Source organism: Streptomyces sp. Ac-502, assembly GCF_045222935.1.
Classification (GTDB): Bacteria; Actinomycetota; Actinomycetes; order Streptomycetales; family Streptomycetaceae; genus Streptomyces; species Streptomyces monomycini.
The window spans coordinates 1,777,149-1,798,570 of the sequence record NZ_JBHFFO010000001.1 but is presented as its reverse complement, the minus strand read 5'-3'; the positions used below and the strand labels follow the sequence as shown (position 1 = coordinate 1,798,570).

The 21,422-nt window shown below is 68.0% G+C and carries 19 protein-coding genes and 2 pseudogenes; 3 read left to right on the top strand and 18 right to left on the bottom strand.

The window, feature by feature from the left end; genetic code table 11:
- Positions 1–8: 8 nt before the first annotated feature.
- The 4 genes and pseudogenes from ACEXOX_RS08040 to ACEXOX_RS08025 form a co-directional block, all read right to left on the bottom strand.
- Positions 9–545, bottom strand: a pseudogene (locus tag ACEXOX_RS08040) (type I-E CRISPR-associated protein Cse1/CasA); the annotation flags it as partial.
- Positions 546–1,011: 466 nt separating this feature from the next.
- Positions 1,012–2,793 carry a CRISPR-associated helicase Cas3' gene (gene cas3 / locus ACEXOX_RS08035; RefSeq protein WP_406519728.1) on the bottom strand — a complete coding sequence of 594 codons (1,782 nt, stop codon included), beginning with the start codon at positions 2,791–2,793 and terminating at the stop codon, positions 1,012–1,014.
- Positions 2,794–2,807: 14 nt separating this feature from the next.
- Positions 2,808–3,881, bottom strand: a complete 1,074-nt coding sequence (locus ACEXOX_RS08030; protein WP_406519727.1) for a CRISPR-associated endonuclease Cas3'' — start codon at positions 3,879–3,881, stop codon at positions 2,808–2,810.
- Positions 3,882–4,084: 203 nt separating this feature from the next.
- The gene (locus tag ACEXOX_RS08025; RefSeq protein ID WP_406519726.1) at positions 4,085–4,252 is read right to left on the bottom strand and encodes a hypothetical protein; all 168 of its coding nucleotides are present in this window, start codon (positions 4,250–4,252) and stop codon (positions 4,085–4,087) included.
- A 330-nt stretch (positions 4,253–4,582) separates the two neighbouring features.
- Here ACEXOX_RS08025 and ACEXOX_RS08020 point away from each other — a divergent pair, with 330 nt between their 5' ends.
- A complete protein-coding gene (locus ACEXOX_RS08020; RefSeq protein WP_406519725.1) occupies positions 4,583–6,184 on the top strand; it encodes a nucleic acid/nucleotide deaminase domain-containing protein in 1,602 nt (533 codons plus the stop codon).
- A gap of 820 nt (positions 6,185–7,004) precedes the next feature.
- Here the strand turns inward: ACEXOX_RS08020 and ACEXOX_RS08015 are convergent.
- The gene (locus tag ACEXOX_RS08015) at positions 7,005–7,418 is read right to left on the bottom strand and encodes a hypothetical protein (RefSeq protein WP_406519724.1); all 414 of its coding nucleotides are present in this window, start codon (positions 7,416–7,418) and stop codon (positions 7,005–7,007) included.
- Between the two features lie 99 nt (positions 7,419–7,517).
- On the opposite strand from ACEXOX_RS08015, the gene ACEXOX_RS08010 reads away from it, so the two are divergent.
- Both ACEXOX_RS08010 and ACEXOX_RS08005 read left to right on the top strand, forming a co-directional pair.
- Entirely contained in the window at positions 7,518–8,288 is a 771-nt protein-coding gene (locus ACEXOX_RS08010; RefSeq protein ID WP_406519723.1) for a transposase, read from the top strand.
- 125 nt (positions 8,289–8,413) lie between these two features.
- Positions 8,414–9,694: an IS701 family transposase gene (locus tag ACEXOX_RS08005; RefSeq protein WP_406519722.1), complete on the top strand. Its 1,281-nt coding sequence runs from the start codon at positions 8,414–8,416 to the stop codon at positions 9,692–9,694.
- A 415-nt stretch (positions 9,695–10,109) separates the two neighbouring features.
- On the opposite strand, the gene ACEXOX_RS08000 is transcribed toward ACEXOX_RS08005, so the two are convergent.
- The 13 genes and pseudogenes from ACEXOX_RS08000 to ACEXOX_RS07940 all read right to left on the bottom strand — a co-directional run bounded on the left by ACEXOX_RS08000 (position 10,110) and on the right by ACEXOX_RS07940 (position 21,298).
- Positions 10,110–10,337, bottom strand: a complete 228-nt coding sequence (locus ACEXOX_RS08000) for a hypothetical protein (RefSeq protein WP_406519721.1) — start codon at positions 10,335–10,337, stop codon at positions 10,110–10,112.
- 346 nt (positions 10,338–10,683) lie between these two features.
- Positions 10,684–11,294, bottom strand: a pseudogene (locus ACEXOX_RS07995) (dTDP-4-dehydrorhamnose 3,5-epimerase family protein).
- Entirely contained in the window at positions 11,282–12,187 is a 906-nt protein-coding gene (gene rfbD, locus ACEXOX_RS07990; protein WP_398749938.1) for a dTDP-4-dehydrorhamnose reductase, read from the bottom strand. Before rfbD ends, ACEXOX_RS07995 begins: the two are co-directional and overlap by 13 nt.
- The gene (rfbB, locus tag ACEXOX_RS07985) at positions 12,184–13,155 is read right to left on the bottom strand and encodes a dTDP-glucose 4,6-dehydratase (RefSeq protein ID WP_406526262.1); all 972 of its coding nucleotides are present in this window, start codon (positions 13,153–13,155) and stop codon (positions 12,184–12,186) included. The genes rfbD and rfbB overlap by 4 nt, the downstream gene beginning before the upstream one ends.
- A 45-nt stretch (positions 13,156–13,200) precedes the next feature.
- Entirely contained in the window at positions 13,201–14,268 is a 1,068-nt protein-coding gene (locus tag ACEXOX_RS07980; protein WP_406519720.1) for a glucose-1-phosphate thymidylyltransferase, read from the bottom strand.
- Positions 14,265–15,341, bottom strand: coding sequence for a glycosyltransferase family 2 protein (locus ACEXOX_RS07975; RefSeq protein WP_406519719.1), 1,077 nt, complete (start codon positions 15,339–15,341; stop codon positions 14,265–14,267). Before ACEXOX_RS07975 ends, ACEXOX_RS07980 begins: the two co-directional genes overlap by 4 nt.
- Before the next feature lies 1 nt (position 15,342).
- Positions 15,343–16,305 (bottom strand): lanthionine synthetase C family protein, encoded by a 963-nt coding sequence (locus tag ACEXOX_RS07970; RefSeq protein WP_406519718.1) that lies wholly within the window; start codon positions 16,303–16,305, stop codon positions 15,343–15,345.
- Positions 16,302–17,894 carry a class III lanthionine synthetase LanKC gene (gene lanKC / locus ACEXOX_RS07965; RefSeq protein WP_406519717.1) on the bottom strand — a complete coding sequence of 531 codons (1,593 nt, stop codon included), beginning with the start codon at positions 17,892–17,894 and terminating at the stop codon, positions 16,302–16,304. The genes ACEXOX_RS07970 and lanKC overlap by 4 nt, the downstream gene beginning before the upstream one ends.
- Positions 17,895–17,953: 59 nt before the next feature.
- Positions 17,954–19,612, bottom strand: a complete 1,659-nt coding sequence (mpaP, locus tag ACEXOX_RS07960; RefSeq protein ID WP_406519716.1) for a daptide biosynthesis intramembrane metalloprotease — start codon at positions 19,610–19,612, stop codon at positions 17,954–17,956.
- A 13-nt stretch (positions 19,613–19,625) separates the two neighbouring features.
- Positions 19,626–19,847: a hypothetical protein gene (locus ACEXOX_RS07955; protein ID WP_406519715.1), complete on the bottom strand. Its 222-nt coding sequence runs from the start codon at positions 19,845–19,847 to the stop codon at positions 19,626–19,628.
- The gene (locus ACEXOX_RS07950) at positions 19,835–20,368 is read right to left on the bottom strand and encodes an ABC transporter permease subunit (protein WP_406519714.1); all 534 of its coding nucleotides are present in this window, start codon (positions 20,366–20,368) and stop codon (positions 19,835–19,837) included. The genes ACEXOX_RS07955 and ACEXOX_RS07950 overlap by 13 nt, the downstream gene beginning before the upstream one ends.
- Complete coding sequence (locus ACEXOX_RS07945) at positions 20,361–21,107, bottom strand: ABC transporter ATP-binding protein (RefSeq protein WP_406519713.1); 747 nt, start codon at positions 21,105–21,107, stop codon at positions 20,361–20,363. Before ACEXOX_RS07945 ends, ACEXOX_RS07950 begins: the two co-directional genes overlap by 8 nt.
- Positions 21,104–21,298: a hypothetical protein gene (locus ACEXOX_RS07940; RefSeq protein ID WP_406519712.1), complete on the bottom strand. Its 195-nt coding sequence runs from the start codon at positions 21,296–21,298 to the stop codon at positions 21,104–21,106. Before ACEXOX_RS07940 ends, ACEXOX_RS07945 begins: the two co-directional genes overlap by 4 nt.
- Positions 21,299–21,422 lie beyond the last annotated feature (124 nt).

Sequence of the window (21,422 nt, the reverse complement as noted above, 5' to 3'; positions counted from 1 at the left end):
TGCCAGGCGGCCTCGGCCGCGGGAACCGGCGCCGGCGCGGCGTCGGTGAAGTGCCCGAACAGGACCGCGCCGTTGACGCCGGTCGGACGCCCGAAGACAAGCTTGTTGACCCCCGACGGATTCGGCTCGCCCTTCGCCGTGACGCACTCCGTCGCCAGCCGCGGATCCTGCAGGAACGGCCGCGCGGCATCGAAAAGGTCGAACCGGCCCGACGGCACCGCCTCATCGAGATAGGCATCCACCGCATCGGGCTCGAACCTGCCGTGGCGCAGGACATTGCGTCGCAGCCGCAGCCAGTCCTGAATGTTCTCCGCCGGCCCCGGATCGCCGAGCGTGACCCCGTGCTCGCCCGCAACCCGGGCCGTCACCGCAGCCAGAATGCGCAGCAGACCCGCCGCGGCCGGCGCCACCGGCAACTCCAGGTCGGTGATCTCGTGCGCCCGCTTGAAGACCCCACGCAGCCCCAGCCGCAGCGGCGCACCGTCTGCTAAGCGCACCGGAATCCACAGCTCGTCCCGCAGATCGAACCCCCCACCCACCGCCATCACCTCTCACCAGCGAAACGCAGCACAGCACACCCCGGACCAGGGCACGCCGTCATCAACGGCATGGCTGCCGCGACGTGTTGCACATCCAAGCACCCGCCACTGACAACGGGCGTTCGGGGCCGGGCCCCACGGCCGAGTGAACCAGACCCGGTGATCGTCCGCAGCACAATCAAGCTGAAAGACCGGGGAGTTCAAGAGGGGTGGGCCCGTGGAAATGGTGTCCGCGGCGGACCGGTCGGGGAACGAGCCGACCGCTGCCCGGTGGAGGCCGGTGCTGATAAGTGCCCACGCTGCGCGCCGCGTCGGCCGCGACGTATGGTGCAGTCGGACGATGCCCAGCCCGCGTCCTCGCATCACCGTTCCTCACCACCGTGGGGGTGCTCCGCTGAACGAGCGCGGACCGGTCCCCTCCGGGGCTCTCTCCCCGCCACCGTGGGGGTGCGCACCACACAGCCGACGCTGCCTACTGCCGTACCAGCCCCAGGTCCTCGTCCAGGTGAAGCCTCTTGCCGCCCACCGCCACCGGCTGCGGCGCTCCCGCCACCACCGCCTGGCGCAGGACCAGAACCTCGCTGAGCAGCGGATGCTGCCCCCACGCGCCGGGCGGCGCGAGCCGCTCACGGTCCTCCCCCGAAAACCAGGTCCCGCGCACCGGCACGGTGCGGCGCATCACGGCACGCACCGCAGCCACCGTGACCGCAGCGTCGTCGGGGCCAGCCGCAGGAAGCGGCTCCTGGCCATCGAGGTCGAGGGTCGTGCGGCCGTCCGGATGCAGGTACGCGCACAGCAGCCGCACCGATGCGGCACCCAGCCGGGTGGCGGCCTCCCACTCGTCCTCCTCACCGGGCAGGCTGTGCAGCGCATGCAGCCCGCCCACCTGCTGCGCCCGGGGAATGGTCACCAGGCCCGCCTGCCCGCGCTCGGCCAGCTCCTTGCCGCGATGCGCGCTCCAGGCCGTACGGCGCCGGGCATCAAGAGCCTCCCAGTCGACGGGCTCCGCGGCCGTACCGTGCACGGACTCCACCAGCGCCTGCACCTCGCCGGGAACCGCGACGGTACGCCCGTCCAGCGCAGCGACGGCCGCGGACGTCGTCGCCAGAAGGTGTTCCGTGTACACCTCGCCCCAGTGCCGCGGCACGCTACCGCCCCCGGCCAGCGGATCCAGGACCACCAGTGCCGGTTCCCTGGCCCAGGCCGGGCGACCGGGTCCGTCGGCCCGCGCGTGGCGGGCCCACCAGTTCTCGTGCCGCCAGCACCGCCCGGCCCGCTGCAACAACAGCGCCAGCGGTGCCAGATCGCTGATCACCAGGTCGGCATCCAGGTCCAGCGACTGCTCGACCACCTGGGTGGCCACGACGATCCGGCACATCGGCCGCGGCCCGGTGCGCCCCAGCCCGCCGGTGACCGACGCGGTGCGCCGCTCCCGCACCTCCCCGGGAAAACGGGCGTGCAGGAGCTGGACGTCACCCCCGTCCTGGTGGGAGCGGTCATCGAAGCGTGCCCGCAACGCTTGATAGGTCTCCTGGGCGTCGGCCACTGTATTGCAGACCACCAGGGCGACACCGCTCTGTCCTTCGGCGACCGGGGCCAGCAGTCGCTCGATCACCGTCAGCCGGCGGCGCGCCGCGCACCGCGTCGGCCCGTGGGTGACCGGCTCGATCTGCACCCGCAGCGCCATGCACCGCTCAACGGCCTGCGCCCCCATGGCCTCTTTCGAGATCGCCGTGGCCCGCGAGGACCCGGCACCTGGCGCCCCGGCGGCATCGACGTACAGCCAACCCGGGTATGGCGCCGGGAAGGAAAGCGCCGCTCGGCGATCCGTGCGGTGGCCGGCACCCCGCAGATACTCCTTGATCAGCCGATCACTCACGGAGGCGGGCAGAGTCGCCGACAGCAACACGACCGGAACCCCATAGGCCCCCAGCCAGTTCAGCAGCCGCGCCAACAGCACCTGCATATAAGGGTCGTAGGCATGCGCCTCGTCCACGATGAACGTCTTGTTCGACAGCGCCAGCAGCCGCAGAGCGTTGTGCCGGACCGGAAGCACCGCCATCAGCGCCTGATCCACCGTGCCCACCGTGAACTGGGCCAGCAGCGGGCGCTTCGCCCCCCGCAGCCACTGCCGCGGCCGCATGTCCGCCTTCGCACGCTCCCGCCCCGCGGCCCGCTCGTCGCCGTCACAGGTCACCACCGGCGCCCCCGCGGCCAGATCCTCGTCGCTGTAGGCGTCGTTGAGCCAGGCCATGCTGTGCACGAGCGTCAGCCCGGCGCCGCCCCTGCCTGCCGACGCAGCGCACCCGCCACCCGCCCGTACATCTGGTCGCTCGTCGCCATCGTCGGCAGCAGGAAAGCCAGCCCCCGGGTCCCGAACGCGGCCGACAACACGCGCTCGGCTTCCAAAGCCGCCTCGCTCTTGCCGTCCCCTGGAGCCGCAGTGATCAGCAGAATTCCGCCCCGCCCGCCACCTCCCACCGCGCCGGGCAGCTCTTCCATGACGGATCGCTGCAACGGGTTGGGCTCCCCGGCGATCCCGTACGCCTCCGAAAAGCCCCGCCGGGACAGCCTCACCGGCGTCAGTCCGGCCTGGTCCAGCAGCCCGGCCGCATCCGCACAGGACTGCACGAAGTGCTCCTCCAGCGATGCCTCCAGGCTCTGCTGCCGACGCCGCAGATAGTCCGCCTGGCTGACCAGCCAGTCCGCCAGAATCACCACCCCCGTCACCAGCACGGCCGGGGCCGCATCGAAGGACTTCGGCTCCTCCGGCGCTCCCAGCAGACAGTGCACCGCCCGCACATGGGCCACCCGCTGCCGCTGCCACACGCCGGTCCCCAGAAAAGGGTCGTCGCCCCCGGTGTCATCGGGGCGGTGGAACCGGCCGTGATGACCACCGATGATCTCCGCGATCCGCGCCGCAGCGCCGTACTCGTCCTGCGTATCGAAGCCCAGGGCGGCCAAGGCGTCCTCGGCCGCCTTCAAGCCGGCCACGTCATGCCCCATCCGGGCCGACGTCATCGCACCGACGTCCTCGCAGAACACCGGATCAAGGTGCTCACGCCCGTGCCGGGAACAGAACTGGAAGCCGGACAGCTTGCCCAGATCGTGCAGCCCGGCACACAGAGCCACTGCCGCCCGCGCTGCCGCCTCGTCGTCGCCCGCGTCCAGCCCAGCCGCGATACTGCGCCGTTGGTTCACCGACAGGTACACGTCCCACAGGTGCAACGCCATGGCCGCCGCGTCCAGCAGATGCCGCACCAGCGGATAGGGCGGCAACTGCGGATCCAGCCCCCGCGACTTCCCCCACAACGACTCGTCCGGCACGTCTTCCGCACCCATGGAACCCCAACCCCTCCACTGCTTGCGTCACCGCCCCAGCACAACTGGGTGTGCTGGAGAGCCAAGCACACCCCACTGACACCGCCCCGCCCGACGTGTCGCATGCGGCTGCCAACATGATCAAGCCCTCCATGCAACCACCCCCGCTCGGAAGAGGAAGCGGCGCACGACACTGGGCCAGCACCCGCCACAGTCCCTGGCGGTCAGGACGCTCCAGCAGAGAGGTGCTTGAGCTTGGCCCGGGCGTTTTCGACGCGGTGGTTATCGGACCTGGCCCCCAGTGCCTCGCAGTCCTCCTTGGTGTGCAGGCCCTGCTCGGTGTCCTCGAACACGGCGAGGATCTGCTGGTGGTCGGAGTGCAGCGTCTCCAAAGAGCCGGGATCGCTGTCTGCGGCGAGTTCCAGCAGATCGGGCGTGTGATGTCGGGCCGTTCCATCTGCCGTTCGGTGCGGACAACTGCTCGGTGAGCTGAGTGATCGGCTCGCGCAGGCAGTCGGCCTCCTCATGTGCGTTCGCCCGGCGTGCATCGATCCTGGCCAGCAGGTCACGCATGGCGCGCACCGTTTGCCGGGGTGCGCCAGGTCGGTGCGGTGGTTCCGGCCAGCCGCGGTCATGACGTTGGCCATCGACCAGAGGATCATCGATGCCGCGCTGGCCGGCAGCGCCTCGTAGTCGCGGGCCGGGCGGCGGTGGACCTCAGGGTGTCGAAGGCATCCGAGCAGCAGCTCGCGGTGGCCGAGGCGCACGCCAAGAACGCGAAGAAGGAAGCAGCACTCGCCCAGGCCCTCGCCGACAAGGCTGCCGCGGACGCGAAGGCTGCCTCGCAGAGCGCCGCGAATGCTGCTGGCTACGCATCAGAGGCCCGTGGTTATGCCAATGAGGCGCTCGGTTACGCCGCGGATGCCGCCGTGGCGGCGTCCAAGGCCGCGCAATCGCTGGCCCGGACCATCGAGTACGACCGGCAGGCCACGGAGGACGCGGCCGCGGCCGACGCGGCCGCAGGGAGGGCCGAGGGTTACGCCAAGGACGCCCGCGCTTCCGCCGACGAGGCAGCCCTCGATGCCGAAGCGGCACGCAAGGCCGCCGACGCGGCGGAACAGGCCGCCCACGAAGCCCGTGAAGCCGCCAACCGCGCGGACGCCGACGCCACCGCCGCCGAAGAAGCAGCCAAGGAAGCCAAGAGCTACGCGGAGAGCGCCCAAAAGGCCGCAGACGAGGCCGGACGGAAGCAAGCCAACCAGCAGGTCTCCACAGGAGCCGGTACCGGTGTTGGTGGCGTGTTCTATGTCATCGATGAGAGCGCGTCCAAGCTCATCAGTGCCGACCAGGTCGGCGAGTGCCCGGCCAATGCACCCCTGGTCGGCTGCAATGCCACCTACACGCTGCACATGGACGTTGTTGCCGACTTCTACCTGTGCACGGACACCAGCGCCCTGGCCACTGCCGAGGGTTGTCCCAAGAATGCCTGGCGCTACCTTGACAGGCAAACATTCAAGAACCAGACCAGCCAGTGGAGCCATCACTTCAGTGGCACCGACATCCTCCGCCTGGGCTGGCAAAACCTCTTCGGCGACGTGCTGGGCACCGTCCTCTACGAAGTCATCCTCGGTGACTTCGTTAGATGCCTTCATGGCAGCACGTCCAGCTGCGCCTGGGCCGCGGCTATGTTCGCGCCCGTCGGCAAGCCACTTGCCGCCATCGCCGACGGCATCCGAGCCCTCGACGCGTCGGCCAAGACCGGCATCGGGTTCATGGATGCATGGAAGGGGCTACGCGCGCTCGGTGTCTCGGAGGAAGTCCTCCTGGGCACCGGGATCAAGGCTGTCGACAACCTGCTCAAGACCTGCACCAGGCGCTTCCGCGTAGCCGCATTCGCTGCTTACCAATCAGGGAACGCCTGTGAAGGAATCATTGCCTACAACAGCGATGGACTCAGTCACGCGGCCTACCGGGGCAGAATCGCGAGCGGAGTAGGCGTTTTGCGAAATGTTGCAGCCGCGAAAGTGCCAGGGTGGAACGACCCCAAGACTGGCGACATCGTGGTCGGATTCAGCAAGGGTAACGGATATCACTCGGAGAATGATATCCTGGATAAGTTGGCGGCTCGGAATTTCAAGCCGATGCAAATCACGGCATTTTACAGTGAACGCCAACCCTGCGGAGTGTGTGCGCCCATGCTCGAAGATGCCCTTAAGCCGGGTACGCCCATCAGCTACTCTGTCCTTTGGCCGGAGGGTGATAGGGTTATGAGAGATGTATCCCAGGAAATGCTTGAGGGGTACATTCGCAAGGTTGCAAGGTAGGCTCAGAACCTCAACTCGGGGGGTCTGGTGGGATGTTGGATGCGTCAGCCAGACCCCTCAAAGAAGCGTGATCGGTAATTACCCGGAGAGGGGTCAAAGGTGTCTGAGTATGACCAAATTTCTGGTGATGTTCTAGTCAAGAGGAAAGAGGTGGCCAGTCGGGTACTTCATGAGTTGGAGCTGGCTGGGATCACCTCCTTCCTGCATGAAGATGCGAAGGGGCCACCAGGGGCGGAAGTAGTAGTTGACCTTGGTGACGATGCGGCAGGAGGGGTTTATGTGACTTGGAAACCCCACCCAACCCTAACTCGTTCCGCAATTGAAAGTGCGCAAAGGGAGACTCCCGGGCGCGATCGGTCCAACATTTCGGAGCCGTGCGCATGAGTATGCAGGAAGCGATGATGCGCATCCTCGCTTCTGCAGGATTTCGCGTCGAGGCTGCAAGTGACGATATAAGTCCGATGTCGGTGCGAATTTTTGATGCTGCGAACGAGGGTTAGTGCGTGTTCGTTTGCAAGTGGCGTCGTCATCCAAGAGATATAGCTATCGGGATATACGGCCTTCGGCACCGGGGACGACCCTCTCGGAATCGCCGCTCTTGCCCATGAGGGCTCTCGGCTCGCATGGATGCGTGCGGATGATCAGTGCTGGGGCGGGAGCCGCCGGGATACCGGACACATCGAGAATGACCGCGATACGCATCGGTCCGGTGGCCCCGCCTTCTGAACGTCAGAGCCCTGTCGGCTCCGACTCTACGCCCGCCACCGCTTCAGGATTGATCTCAACTAAGCGCTGTCCCGTAATCCCACGAGGCTGAGGGTCATATCGTGTCCGGGTCGGCGCCGACGGCGCCGGCCGAGCGAAGCGAACGCCCGAGGTCTCCGGTGAGGATCCAGGGGTGGCGCCGCCACCACCACAGGTCGGGGCCGGGCAGCCTGTGGAACTGATCGAGTGCTTGGCCGTCGTCGTCGCTGGTCACGGCCTTGTACCGGTCGTCCAGAGCTTTGACCTGCGGGGTCCAGAGCTGGACGACGGGTTCGTCCAGCAGGAGCCACGCCTCGTGCAGCCAGTTTCGGCAGTAGAGGTCGTTGGTGTACTCGTAGATGTCGTCGCCGTAGCCGCGCTCGATGGCGCTCACCAAGGCAGCCCACGCGTTCACCCTTTCAGCGACCGTGAATGCCGTCCGCCAGCCGCGCTGGTGCAACAGCTCTCCCACCTCGGTTTCAGTAGCCACGGGCGTGAGGCTCTCATGCCGAATCCGTCTGGGCGACCGAGATGTGTCCCGTCAGAGGCTGGTGGCCCCACGGCGTGATCAAGATGGGACGATCTCGCCGTGGCTGGTGTGATCACGGCGTCGGAGCCGTCCTGGATAGCCCCGTTCAGCGGGCTTAGCCCGAGGCAGTTCGGGAAGCTGGTGACCGTTCTGCGGCGCCAGGGTGCGGACGCCGTCCGCAAGGGCCGGCCGTGGAGCCTTCCGCTGGAAGACCGGTCACTCCTGGTCGCGGCGTACTGGCGCACGAACCTGACCATGCGGCAACCCGCCCCGCTGTTCGGGGTCTCCAAGTCGGCGGCGGACCGCATCATTGACCACCTCGGGCCGATGCTGGCACTTCAGCCCCGCAAAAGGTTCGCCAAGGACACCGTGCTCATTGTGGACGGCACCCTGGTCCCCACCCGCGACCACACCATCGCCGAACGGTCGAAGAACTACCGGTACTCCACCAACCACCAGGTCGTCATCGACGCCGACACCCGCCTGGTCGTCGTGGTCGGCCGGCCACTCACCGGAAACCGCAACGACTGCAAGGCATGGGAGGAGTCCGGCGCCAAGGCCGCCGTCGGCAAGACTCTCACGATCGCCGACGGCGGCTACCCGGGCACCGGACTTCTCATCCCGCACCGCCGCGAGCGCGGCCAGGCCGGACTCCCGGACTGGAAAGAGAAACACAACAAGTCCCACAAGCAGGTCCGAGCCCGCGTCGAGCACGCCTTCGCCCGCATGAAGACCTGGAAGATCCTCCGCGACTGCCGCCTCAAAGGCGACGGGGTCCACCACGCCATGCTCGGCATCGCCCGGATGCACAACCTCGCCCTCGCCGGATAAGCGAGCGGGCCACACAGCGGCCAACCAACCATGCCCGAGGCCACCCGGAGATCATTTACGGGACATCGCTTAGTAGGACTCCGTTAGGTCTTCCTATCAGCGCTGATCACGAGCATGTTGGGTGTGTGGATGCACCTGAAGTGAAACGTGTCCGGGCCACGTTGGCGTTGTACGTGGCTGATGTGTTCGCGTCGGTGCCGCGCAAGGACCAGCGTGCCAAAGGCGACTGTTACCTGCGGGGACTCATGCTGGACGGCCGCCGCAAATCGATCCAGGCGATGGCCGCGCGCCTGCCGGACGGCAACGAGCAGAACTTGCAGCAGTTCGTGAACCAGTCGACGTGGGATCCGGTGCCGGTGCAGCGGCGGATCGTCGAGCGGACGCTGCCGCTCATCAACCCGACGGCCTGGGTGATCGACGACGTGTCGGTACCCAAAGACGGACAGATGTCGGTCGCCGTGGCTCCGCTGTACTGCGGAGCGTTGGGCAAACGGGCGAACTGCCAGGTCGCGGTCAGCGTCCATGCCGCGACCGACACGGCTTCCTGCCCGCTGCAGTGGCGGCTGTTCCTGCCCGAGGAGTGGGCGTCGGACACCGGCCGCCGGGCCATCACCCGCGTTCCGCCCGAGGTCACGCACCGCGAGAAGTGGCGGCTGGCTCTGGACATGCTCGACACGCTGGCCCACTGGGGCATGAGGCCCCCGGTCGTGGTGGCCGACGCCGCCTACGGCACCAACGCCCGCCTGCGGACGGCGCTGTCCGAGCGTGGGCTGGCCTACGTCCTGGCCATCCGCTCGGATGCGAGCGCCCATCCCTTCGAGGCAGAGCCTGTCGCCCCGGCGCGCAACGGGCCGGTCGGATGCTGGCCCCAGCCGCGGTACCGGCAGGCCGCACCATCGGTGGCTGCCCTGGCCGTCGGCCTCGGGCAGGAGGCGTTCGCCCCTCTCACCTGGCGAGGCGGCTCCCGAGGAGAGTTGCGTTCCCGCTTCGCCGCCGTGCGCGTCCGCCCGGCCGGCAAGGCTGTCGAGCGTCCGGTCAAGGCCGCGGCCTCGGCCGAACATGGCTGGTGGGACGGGATCCTGCCCGACTGCTGGCTGCTGATCGAGTGGCCCGCCGATGCCGAGGCGCCGGCCAATTACTGGCTGTCCAACCTGCCGGCCGACACCCCGATCGCCAACCTGGTACGTCTGGCCAAGGTCCGCTGGCGCATCGAGCACGACTATCGCGAACTCAAGCACGGCCTGGGCCTGGACCACTTCGAAGGCCGCTCCTGGCCGGGCTGGCACCACCACGTCACCCTCGTGACCGCCGCCCATGCCTTCCTCACCGAACAGCGCCTGGCCCCAAAAGTGCCCGCACCGGGCGCACCCTCTACCAGGTCCTCGACACCCTCCAGAATCTCCTGAGGTGCTGGACCGGCATCTGCACCACCTGCCATCAACCCCTACCCAACAGGACACACACGGCACCAAGACCGAGACAGACCTAACGGAGTCCTATTAGTCGAAGCTAAAGGGTCTTGAGGGATGTGTGACCCGTCAGAACACAGATTCGTCAGGTACCGCGGGCCCGGGACCGAAAGCCTGTGGGGAATACCTACTCCTCCGGCACCGGGTGGGCCCGGGACCAGAAGCTGCCCAACCACCTCAGCGGCAGCCATCGTCTACCGGGACAAGAACGGCACCACGGACCAGCTCATGGCCGTCCACCGCGGCTGGGCCGGCAAGCCGACCGCCACGGGCACCGACGACGCGCAGCCCCAAACTGCCGCCGAGCGAAACGACCTCCGCCAGGAAGCAGTTTGTCTGGGACCGTGTCCGGTCACTGGCGGCGGCGCGGGCACAACTGCATGGCGCTCAGCTGGTCCGGGTCGGCGACCGTGGGGTCGTCGGGGGCGGGCTCGTCGGCGAGCTGGACGATGGTGCGTTCGAAGGCGGTGGCATTGGCGGGAGGTCTGCAGCACTTCGAGGGCGACAGCGCGCGCGGAATGCAGGCGCTCGTAGCGGGCGGTGAGGTCGGTGGTGTCGGTGTCGGGGCCGAGCTGGGCAAGGAGCCAGCGCAGGACAGCAGCGGGCACGAGAGGCGTTCCTGAAGAGAGAAGTAGGGGCGGGGAGCAGCGGCGGCTGTTCCCCACCGTGGGATCAGCCTTGGGTGGTCTTGGCCTTGCGGCCCGGAGTGGCCGGGGCTGTCGACGGGCTGGCCCAGCACGCCGCGTTGGTGATCTGCTCAGCGATCACGGGATCGGTCCTGACGCCCCGTGTGCTCGCTGCGCTGGCGGGACCATTGCTCGGACGCCGTATCCGTCAGGTTTGCGGGCGCGTACCCGGCCGTGTCCAGGCCAGCCGCCTCTCCTCACACCAACAAGGCTCCCTCCGAGAGCCAGAGCGTCCTCACCTCAGAACCTACCTGCCCGCCGCAGCTGCCCCGCCATGGCCCGGCAAGCCGTGAACAGGGGCAGGATGCCTGCCCGGCGCGCTTCCTCCAGTGTGGGCGCTGCCGCGTCCTTGGCGGACAACAGCACGGGGGTGTCCAGGTCGTCGGGCCAGGCGATGTTCAGGGCCGGGTCCAGCGGGTGCACTCCGTGCTCCCGCTCGGGCTGGTAGCCCGTGGAACAGAGGTAGACGATGGTAGCGTCGTCTGTCAGGGCCAGGAAGGCGTGGCCGAGGCCCGGCGACAGGTAGACCGCGCGCCGCGAGGCGTCATCGAGGCGTATGGTCTCGTGCCGGCCGAAGGTGGGCGACCCGATGCGGACATCGATGACGACATCCAGGACAGCCCCGCGCAGGCACGTGACGTACTTGGCCTGACCTGGTGGTACGTCCGCGAAATGGATGCCGCGCAGGGCGCCACGGCGGGAGACGGAACAGTTGGCCTGGGCGAGTTCCAGGGGGATCCCGTGGCGGTGAGGAAGTCCGGTGCGCGGAACCACTCGTGAAACGCTCCACGGTCGTCGCGGTGGATGACGGGTTCGTGGAGCCATGCTCCGTCGATGCTCAGCGGACGCATGCCGGGCTCCTTGGACCGATCGGGGTATGGACGGGGCTGCGGAAGCCGGGGACGGTACGGAAGGCGTCGTGCAGCGCGGCACGCCAGTGCCGCAGCGGATCGAGACCGGTCGCATGCCAGCCCTCGTGGCCGAGGACACTCCAGGCAGGGCGGGGCGCCGGTCGGTTCAGGGCGGCGCTGCAGGTGGGCGTCACAAGCGCGGGGTCGGCGCCCGTCAGCTGGTACACCTCACGGGCCAGTTCATACCAGGTGGTGTGGCCGCCCGCGGTTGCGTGGAAGATTCCGGGGCGGGCCGGGCCCGTCCCGAGGGTCCGCAGGCGTTCGGCAACGTCCCGGCCCCAGGTGGGTTGACCGTGCTGGTCGTCGACGACCGTCACGGGTTCGTCTTTTCGAGCCCGCTCGGTCATGGTGTGCACGAAGTTACGGCCGCCGGAGCCGTAGAGCCATGCAGTCCTGATGATGGTGGTGCCGTCGGGATGTTCGGCGAGTGCCTCCCGCTCGCCGACCAGTTTGGTGCGGCCGTAGGCGGTGCAAGGATCCGGTTGGTCACCTTCGGCGTAGGGAGTGTGGCCGGTGCCGTCGAAGACGTAGTCGGTGGAGATGTGCAGCAGCCGGATGCGCCCGCGCCTGCAGGCTCGGGCGAGGCCACGCACCGCAGTGGCGTTGACAGCTCGGGCCACGGATTCGTGTGCTTCGGCGCTGTCGACATCGGTCCAGGCGGCACAGTTGACGACTACGGACGGGCGCAGCAGGGCGATGGCGTCGGCGGTCGCGGTTGCATCGGTGATGTCCAGCACCTCGCGGCTGAGGGCGGTCGTGGAGTGCGCGGGCAGCAGGGTGCACAACTCGGTTCCGAGCAGGCCACCCGCGCCAGTGATCAGCCAACCGCTCATGCGCGCGCCTCGCCCGTCGGCTGCCACCACGAGCGGTGGTTCCGGTACCAAGCGACCGTTTCGGCGAGCCCTTCGTCGAAGGAGCGCTCAGGCGTGTAGCCGAGCTCGTGGTGGATCTTCGACCAGTCGACGGAGTAGCGCGAGTCGTGGCCCCTGCGGTCCGGGACGTGTTCCACGCTGTCCCAGTGGGCGCCGCAGGCAGCCAGAAGCCGACCGGTGAGTTCTATGTTGGTGAGTTCTGTGCCGCCGCCGATGTTGTAGACCTCGCCCGGCCGCCCACCATCGAGGACGAGGCGAATGGCACGGCAGTGGTCTTCAACGTGCAGCCAGTCGCGGACGTGGCCCCCGCCGCCGTAGAGGGGCACGGTCTGCCCGTCGAGGATACGGCTGGTGAAGAGGGGAATTAGCTTCTCCGGGTACTGACGGGGTCCGTAGTTGTTGGAGCAGCGGGTGATCCGTACGTCCAGGCCGTGAGTACGGTGATAGGCCAGTGCCATCAGATCGGCCGCCGCCTTGGATGCCGAATAAGGGGAGCTAGGGGCGAGAGGCTGTTCCTCGGTCCACGACCCGGCAGCGATCGAGCCGTACACCTCGTCAGTGGATACCTGCACAAAAGGGCTGATACCGGCTCGCAGCGCCGCTTCCAACAGTGTCTGAGTGCCCAGGACATTGGTGGAGACGAACTCGGTGCCGTCAAGGATGGACCGGTCGACGTGCGACTCGGCGGCGAAGTGCACGACGGCGTCGTGTCGGGCCATCAACTGCCGGACGAGTGTCGCGTTACGGATGTCGCCGTGAATGAACTCAAGGCGTGGTTCCTGCCCTGGCCCGGGAAGGTTGGCGCGATTGCCGGCGTAGGTCAAAGCGTCCAGGACCGTGACGGTAGCGAGGCCAGCCGGGTCGGCCAGCAGCCCGTGGACGAAGTGGGAGCCGATGAATCCGGCACCACCGGTAACAAGCAGTCTCATCGAGGTCTTCCGGGTATTGCGCAGGGGCATGGCGTAGGCAAAAGTTCAGGCAGCGATACGGATCTGACTGTGGTCGCCGAGGACCAGACGGTGTCCGTGGGGTGCCTCGTCTGAACCCGTGATCCGCACGGACCGGCCGATGAGGGAGTCCTCGATCCGCCCTGCCCGCACGATGCTGGCACCCTGCAGGATGATCGACGATTCCACTTCGCTCCGGTCGATCGTGCAGTCTTCGTCAATCGAGGTGAAGGGGCCGACCCGGGAGTCGCGGACGACTGTACCGGCGCCGATGATCGCGGGGCCCACGATGCGGGACCGCTCGACGCGTGCGCCGCGCTCGATACGGACCCTGCCGACGATGTGGCTGGTCTCGTCGGCCTCGCCCTCGACGGCCTGCTCCAGCATCTCCAGCACCGAACGGTTGACCTCCAGCATGTCGTGGACGTTGCCGGTGTCCTTCCAGTAGCCGGTGATCGTTGTGGCGCGGACGGTCCGCCCCTCGTCGATCAGTCTTTGGATTGCTTCGGTGATCTCCAGTTCGCCGCGTGCCGAAGGATTGAGGCCGGCCACGGCGGTGTGCACGGTGCTGGTGAAGAAGTACACCCCTACGAGAGCCAGGTTGCTGCGGGGTGCGCTCGGCTTCTCCTCCAGCCGCACCACCTCGCCGTCCGGGCTGAGTTCGGCGACTCCGAAGGCGCCGGGGTTGTCCACCATCGTCAGAAGCAAACCTGCGGTCGGGCGCCGCTTGCGGAAGCTTTCGACGAAGCCGGTGATCCCGCCGACGATGAAGTTGTCGCCGAGGTACATCACGAAGTCGTCCTCCCCCAGCCAATCGCGGGCCACCGAAACGGCGTGCGCCAGCCCTAGGGGGCGTTCCTGGTGCAGGTATGTGACACGGGCGCCGAAACGCGTCCCGTCGCCGAGTGCGGCACGAATCTCGGCGGCGGTGTCGCCGACGATCACACCGATGTCGGTGATGCCCGCTTCCACGATCGACTCGATGGCGTAGAACAGCACCGGTTTGTTGGCGACCGGAACGAGTTGCTTGGCGGCGGTGTGGGTGATGGGCCGTAGTCGGCTGCCGGTGCCGCCGGCCAGGACGAGGGCCTTCACCGCGCGCCGCTTCCCGAAGGCACGGCGGCGGTTCCACCCGACGTGCGCACGATGGCTTCCACTAGTGCGAACTGCTCACGCTGGGTGCGCCGCGTCAGTTCCGTGATGCGTTCGGCGTGTTCGGCGGTGGAGCACCACAGTCGCTGTGCCACTAGGTAGCGGCCGCTGTCCGGGACGAGCACCAGGTCGGGCCACGGTGGCGGCGCCTTGGCCGCAGCCTTCGTGATGGCCGCGTCGAGGTCGCCGTCCCAGCCTCTCGGCATAGTGAACTGATCGGTCGTACGCAATCGAGCGATCCAGGCGCGCGTGTCCGCTTCCGCCGCGGCGCGGAAGGCAGCCTCGTGTCGTTCGTCCCGCAGTTCCGCCAGGACGGCGTGGGCCCGGCGCGGATCGTCGAAGGCTGCCACCGGCATCCGATGCCGCAACGGCGTGGCGAAGCGGCGGGTGCCGGGGTCGTCGAAGAGCTCGGTGGTGCGGTCCTGCGCTGTGGTGAAGATGGCGCCGGCGTCGGCCAGGCGGAGCCACAGGTCCCAGTCTTCCAGGCCGTAGCCGACCCGCCAGCCACCGACCCGCTCGGCCAGCCCGCTGCGGTGGGCCACGCGCGACGGCTCGAATATGGGACCGAACAGCTGTAGTTCGGGGTGCCAGCACAGCCCGAACGCGTCGGAGGATGAGGTCACCTCGCCTTGCCGGTTGCGGCACCGGAAACCGGTCGCGACGATCTCGCCACCCTCCTCGAAGAGGGAGAGCACCACGTCGAGGTGGTTCTCGCGCCACACGTCGTCGTGATCGATGTAGGCGATGTACTCGCCCCGCGCCTGGGCGAGGCCCTCGTTGCGAGGACCGCTGGGATGCCCGTACCGCGCGGTGCCCACGAGGCGGATACGCCCGTCCTCGCTCGCCGCGGCGCGCACCCAGTCCTCCGTGTCGTCCGTGCAGCCATCCGACATGACCAGGAGCTCCCAGTCGGTCACCGACTGGTTCCGGACCGAGGCGAGGGTGCGCACAATGGCGTCGGAACGGTTGTAGGTGGGACAGATCACCGTCACCAGGGGTGAGGAGGGCCGCGCCATGTCAGCACTCCCTGGTCGGGCGGAAGAAGGGCAGGCCCGCAGTCCCGTCCGCCTGCACTGCGCAGGTGGCGAGCAGGACGCCGGCGGCGCCGGTGGCGAGGTCGGCGGACAGCCGCAACGACTGGTCGCCGAGGAAGGTGAGGTGTCCGTCGAGCATGTGGGAGTGCCACGAGAAGGCGCTTGTGTGCCGCATCAGTGCGGCGTCGGTCTCCGGGTCGCCGTTGCGCATGTGCGCGAGGGCGAGGGCCGTACCGGCCCGGCCGTGAAAGAGGCCGACGTGCTGCGTGAAGCGCGGCTGCAGCACGCGGCGGATCGCGTCACGGGCCGCTGCAAGCTCAGGATCGGACCGGTGGCCGAGGACGTCGTGCAGAACCATGCCCAAGCCTGCGCTGCCCGCAGCGAGCAACGGTGAGCGCCAGGGCGCATCATCGCCGGAGGGCCGGCCCGGGTGACCGATGTCGGCGAGGTCACGCCGCAGCGCCTCCACGGCGTGGTGCAGTTGCTTGTCGTCCCTCGTCTTCTCGTACAGGCGCAGCAGGAGGAGGGCAGCGCCCGCGCGGCCGTGCAGCAAGCCGGGCCGGGGCCGTCCGGACGTGGCCGGGCCGTCCTGGTCGACGAGACGGTCGGCGATGCCGACGGCTTTGTCCAGCAGCGTCTGGTCACCGGTGCGGGTGGCGAAATGCAGCAGAGTGAGGCCGATGCCGGGCAATCCGCTGTGGAAGGTGGCGTCGGCCGCGTCGAGATCCGTGCCGGATATTCGGCCAAGCAGTTCGCGTGCCTGCTCTGTACGGCCGAGGCGGTCCAGGGCGTACGCGATGCCGGCCAGGCCGTCATGGAAGCCCGGCCGAGGCTCGTTGAGGTTGCTGGCGGCCCGCAGCAGCCAGCCGGTGTGCTCGGCCGGGGCCTGCGTACCGGCCTCAGCCAGTGCCCACAGCACGCCCGCCGCACCGTACGCGAAGGTCACGCCGCCCTGGGGTACGAGAAACTGCTGGATGTCACCGGGGTAGAGACGGTCCTTACGGTCTGGGGTGGCGCAGGCCACGATGCCGTCGGCGATCGAACGGCGCACAGCCGGCAGACGTGACGGAGTCCAGGGCTGCTGCGGGGGCAGGGCGGATGCAGAGGCTGAGCTCTTCCGGCGGACACCGGGGCCGAGGTCGTCCCAGACGCGGTCGGCGAAGTCTTCGGGCAGGGGAAGTGGCGGCGGGCGACATCGATGAGCTGGTCGATTTTCCGTGTCGACCAAGGGAACATGACTGTCATCGGTACGAACAGTGCCAGGCGCAGGCAGCCCAGGGCGTAGCGGTCGACGGCAGGTCCGCAGTAGTCGGTGGGGGCGCGGAAGCCGGGTGCGCCGATGGACTGCCGAGCGTCGGCCCGCGCCTCGCTGCTCGCTTCGTAATCGATGAATGCGATGCTGTCGTCATCGCGGACCAGCACGTTGCTCGGATGCAGGTCTCCGAAGACGACGCCGCGTTCATGCATCTCCTGTACGCCGGCTTCGATCTCGTCCAGGATGCGCAGGGCCCACCGCGCGTAGGGGGTGGCCTCGTCAGCCGGTAGGTCTTGGTTGAGCAGCGGGTTGCGCTTTTCCATCTCCTTGAACAGCCCGCTGCCCGCCACGTATTCGCGCGTCAGGAAGTAGTGCTCGCTGCCGATGCGGTAATCGATGAGGCGGGGGGTGCGGGGCAGGCCGGCGAGGCGCTCCAGCGCCCAGTGCTCGCGCTCCAGTCGCGCCACAGCGTCCGCGCCGGTGTCGTCCAGGCCGGCCAGCGGGCGGGCTTCTTTGAGCAGCACGGTAGAGCCGTCGCGGGTGTCGGTCGCCTCGTACACGCCGCCGCCGTTGGAGAAGTGCAGTGCCCTGGTGGCGCGGAAGGGGAAATCGCGCAGTGTGCCCGCGTTGCGGGCGGCGAGGGAATCAGTGAGGCATGCGGGCATCGGTGCCCAGGCGGGCGGTCGGAAACCCGGGCCGCGGTGGTCGGGCACGAGATTGCCGTCGGGGTCGCTGATGCAGTGCACCAGCGCGCCGGCCTCGTTGCGGACGGTCCGCTCGACGAACCCGCCGTAGCGTACGTACAGCGGGCAGCCGGCACGCCAACGCAGGTCGCTGAGGATGTACGGGCCCTTGCTGCCGTCAAGCAGGTCGCCCAGTTCCTGCAGCAGCGTCGCCAGGTGCTCGTCGTCGAGGGGGTAGACGGTGATGAACTTTCCGCTTGCGCTGCGGTCGCCGTACTTGTTGTTGCGGCGGAACATCACCCGGGTGTCGCGTAGGTACTTGAAGGTCACTTCGCGCGGGACGCAGTAGTTCCACACGGCCTCCAGGACCGCCCTGGCGTTCTCCATGGTGGCGGAGACGTGGATCTTCCAGCCCTGGAGGGGAAGGTCCACGGCCGGGGGCATCATGACGGTCCAGTCAGCGTTGGTTTCGCGCCGCCAGTGCTCCGGCACGGTGGCAAAGGCCGCGCCGAAGGCATCGGTGGCGGAGTCTTCGCTGACAGCGGGCTTGTCGTAGAACAGCCCATCGGGCTGGCAGTAGGTCAGGTACTGAAGCATGGTGATGGAGTTCCCTGGTCGAGCAGTGGCCGCAGGCGGTGGGCAGATGTGCGGCTAGGTCACCAGCGCCAGGCCGGTGCTACGTACTTGCTGTAGAGCCAGTTCCACAGCGGCAACTCCCCAGCATTCACAACGGCCGTGCCCACCCGGTCGACCGGGTCATCGGTCCCGGTGAGCCGGTAGCCCACAACCAGCTGCGGCAGGCCGTCGGTTTGTACGGGCAGGAAGGCAGACAACGGTGCGGTGGTGTTCCTCCCCTGGGCGTTGGCCACCACGGCGGTGCCCGTTTTCACTTTGGCGGCCAATCCTGAGCGGAACAGCTCCACGGTTGTGCCCTTGGTGATAACAGAACGGTCGGCGGAGGAGGGCAACACCAGGTTGGCCTCGCCCCGGGAGTCGCGGACGTAACCGCCGGAGACGGCGTAAGGCAGCCTTACCCACAACAGCAACGCAGTCACGGTGGCGAGGGTGAGCACCGTAGCGACGCACATGCGCCACGTGCGGGCGCCCGCCGCGCGTGCCTCGCCGAGCAGCCGCTTGTAGCCGCGGCCGAGGTGGTACAGGAAGTAGCCGATGCCGAACATCACGAGCGAGGCGCCGATCGGACCGAGGCGCTGCACGGTGTCGGCCCACAGACGCATGGCGCTGGTGACGATGTAGAACGGAAAGGCCAGGCAAGCCAGGCCATAGATGACCGACCAGGGCAGCTGAGGCAGTTCACGGCTGTAGCGGCCACCGAAGAGAACCTCGGCGACGAAGCGGCGACCGTCGGTCATGGCGCGATCCCGCAGATGCGGCAGGTCCAGGTGGCTCATCAATGCGATGTAGCCGTCGAGTTTGATGAAGGGCAGCAAGTTCAACAGGCCGGACACATACGTGGACACGGTGAAAACGAGCAGGCCGGCGTGGACCGAGGCATCATCCACGAACAAAGTCGCGATACCCGTACCACCCGCAATTACCGCCTGTGTAGTGATGCCGGCCAGTGCCACGCGCACACGATGCGCCTTGTCCGGCAGCCGCCATCCGTCGGAGACGTCGCAGAAGAAGGCTGGCGAGAGGTAGAAGAGCATCACGCCCATGCGGCTCGGGCGGCCACCGTAGTAGGTGAGCACCGCGCCGTGGCCCATCTCGTGCACACACGTGGTGGCAAGCATCGCGCAAGCCACGGCGAGGTAGACGGTGAGCGGGAGCGGCTGGCTGAGGGCGCTATGCAGCTCGCTGCCCTGGGCGGCCAAGGCCAGCAAGCCGCCCAGGACGGCCACCGTCGCCCCCACGGCTGCGGTCCGGTGGGCCAGAGCCCTGATCAGGGGCGTCAGCTGGCGCAGGACACGCTCCGGCTTGAGAATGGTGAACTGCAATGTCAGGGGCGGGACGAAGCGGATCCAGGTACCCCGCTCTTTCCGCTTGCGTCCCGTACCCCCGTCGTCCAGTAGCCGGGAGCCCGCCAGTTTCCGCACCGCGAGGCCCACGGCATCCGGGGTCCACGGTGGCCCCAGAACCTCGGCCAGCCCCGCATGGTCGCGCGTGCCGTCCACGGTGCGCGCGAGCCGTGCCAAGTCGGCCTGGACCCGGAAGTACTGGTGCCGGCCGCGCTGGATGACCCAGGGCGCGCCTTCCTTGTCCGGCGTGTGGACGGTCACGTCTTCGGCGATGCGTGGCCGGGCCAGCGCGCCGGGGGACGGCTCGCGGGTCGCGGTTGCGTTTCTGAAGGACATGGCTGGGCCGGCCTTACGTGATGTCGCGGGTGAGGAACAGCTTGCGGGCGCCGAACCAGGCGATGGCCAGCCAGCCGCCGATGACCAGGAAGGCAACGGGCTCCGAGAGCAGTTCTGGCTTGCCATCGCGGTAGACCGAACTCATGGCGATGGTCATCAGAAACTTGCCGACTTCGGGAATCAGCCGCACCAGGGCTGGATCGACGAGCAGCGTGAGAGCGATCAGCGCCACCACCGCACCGATCTGGTGCCGGATGATCCAGCCGAGGAAGACCCCCAGGGCCCGGCGAGCACATTGCAGGCGAAGACGCCTGCAGCGATCAGCCACGTCTCCCGGGTGATCTCCGGACTGTGACTGGAAGTGGCCAGCGTGCCCCAGGTGACGCCGAACGCCAAGGCGACGGCGAGCAGCCCTGACACGGCACCGATCGCCGTGCCCACCAGCGCCTTGGCGGCGAACAGGTGGGAGCGGGTGCCGCCGAGCAGGACCGAACGGCCGATGGTGCCGGAAGTGTACTCGCGGGTGACGAAGATCGCGCCGAAGAGCGCCGCGAAGAGAAACGTCATCATCCACGCACGCACCGAGTCATTGGTGATGGTGGTGAGGTCCATGTGCTGCTCGGTGATCTTTTTGTCGGGCTCACTGGCGTATCCGAGGGACGCGAGCAGCGACATGAAAGCCCCGGCGCCGGCGAGAACGAGCCAGGTGCGGCCAACCCATGCCTTCGTCCACTCGGCGGAAAGCAGGTCACGCATCGACCCGCCCCCTTGCCGTCGTGCCGGTCGTGGTGCCGACCAGCGAGAAGAAACGATCCTCCAGGCTCTCTGCGCCGTCAGAGGTGAGCTCGTTCAAGGAGCCCGCGTACCGCACAGTGCGCTGCACGATGACCACGTCGTCCACGGTCTGCTCAATCTCGGCCAGCAGGTGGCTCGAGACCAGAACGGTACGCCCTTCTTCCGCCAGCGAGCGCAACGTCGTGCGCAGCCAGCGGATGCCGTCCGGGTCCAGGCCATTGGCGGGCTCGTCGAGCACCAGCAGCTCGGGGTCGGGCAGCAGTGCGGTGGCCAGGGAGAGGCGCTGCTTCATGCCCGTCGAGTATCCCTTGATCGCGCGGTCGGCCCGGTCGTCCAGTCCGACCCGGCCGAGCACCTCGTCCGCGCGTGAAGCCGACAGCCCCAGAGCGCGGGCCCAGATATGCAGTTCGCGGCGGGCAGTGGTGCCCGGCAGCGGATTGATGCCATCCATGCTGACGCCGATGCGGTGTGCGGCGCGCGGCAGGTCCTGATAACGATGGCCGAAGACGGTGGCCGTGCCCGATGTGGGCCGCATCAGGCCCAGCAGCATGCGCAGCGTGGTCGTCTTCCCCGCACCATTGCGGCCGAGCAGGCCCACGACCCGCCCGGAACGAACGTCGAGGGAGACGTCCTCCACCGCCGTCACGGCACCGAACTGCTTGGTCAGGCCCCGGAGTTCTATTACGTTGTCGCCGCTCATCGGTGCTCAGCGTGAATATTCGCGACAATGCGAGCGGAGCAGCCGATGATGGCCGCGGCAATCACGCCCAGGAAAATCCACTGGGCAAGGCCGCTGAATACAGCGTTGCCGGCCACAAGCACCAACACGAGGATCATGGACGCAATGGAGAGTTTCACGTTGGTTTGCTGGAGATTCTGGTTTTCGCTCATTTCGAGTCCTTGCTTCTCGCGTTCAGTGCTTGCTGGGTTCCGCGGCAACGAACGTCGTTGCCGCGGAACCCGGTATCAAACTTCAATCGCACAGGCCCTCAGGAGGGGCCGGCACGCTGCACCG

Coding starts and splice junctions, on each gene's coding strand:
- ACEXOX_RS08030 (WP_406519727.1), bottom strand. CDS start 3,881: ATGGGTGCGGAAGACGTGCCGGACGAGTCGTTGTGGGGGAAGTCGCGG.
- rfbD (WP_398749938.1), bottom strand. CDS start 12,187: ATGAGCGGTTGGCTGATCACTGGCGCGGGTGGCCTGCTCGGAACCGAG.
- mpaP (WP_406519716.1), bottom strand. CDS start 19,612: ATGTCCTTCAGAAACGCAACCGCGACCCGCGAGCCGTCCCCCGGCGCG.
- cas3 (WP_406519728.1), bottom strand. CDS start 2,793: ATGGCCTGGCTCAACGACGCCTACAGCGACGAGGATCTGGCCGCGGGG.
- lanKC (WP_406519717.1), bottom strand. CDS start 17,894: ATGCTTCAGTACCTGACCTACTGCCAGCCCGATGGGCTGTTCTACGAC.
- ACEXOX_RS07945 (WP_406519713.1), bottom strand. CDS start 21,107: ATGAGCGGCGACAACGTAATAGAACTCCGGGGCCTGACCAAGCAGTTC.
- ACEXOX_RS07940 (WP_406519712.1), bottom strand. CDS start 21,298: ATGAGCGAAAACCAGAATCTCCAGCAAACCAACGTGAAACTCTCCATT.
- ACEXOX_RS07975 (WP_406519719.1), bottom strand. CDS start 15,341: ATGGCGCGGCCCTCCTCACCCCTGGTGACGGTGATCTGTCCCACCTAC.
- rfbB (WP_406526262.1), bottom strand. CDS start 13,155: ATGAGACTGCTTGTTACCGGTGGTGCCGGATTCATCGGCTCCCACTTC.
- ACEXOX_RS07950 (WP_406519714.1), bottom strand. CDS start 20,368: ATGCGTGACCTGCTTTCCGCCGAGTGGACGAAGGCATGGGTTGGCCGC.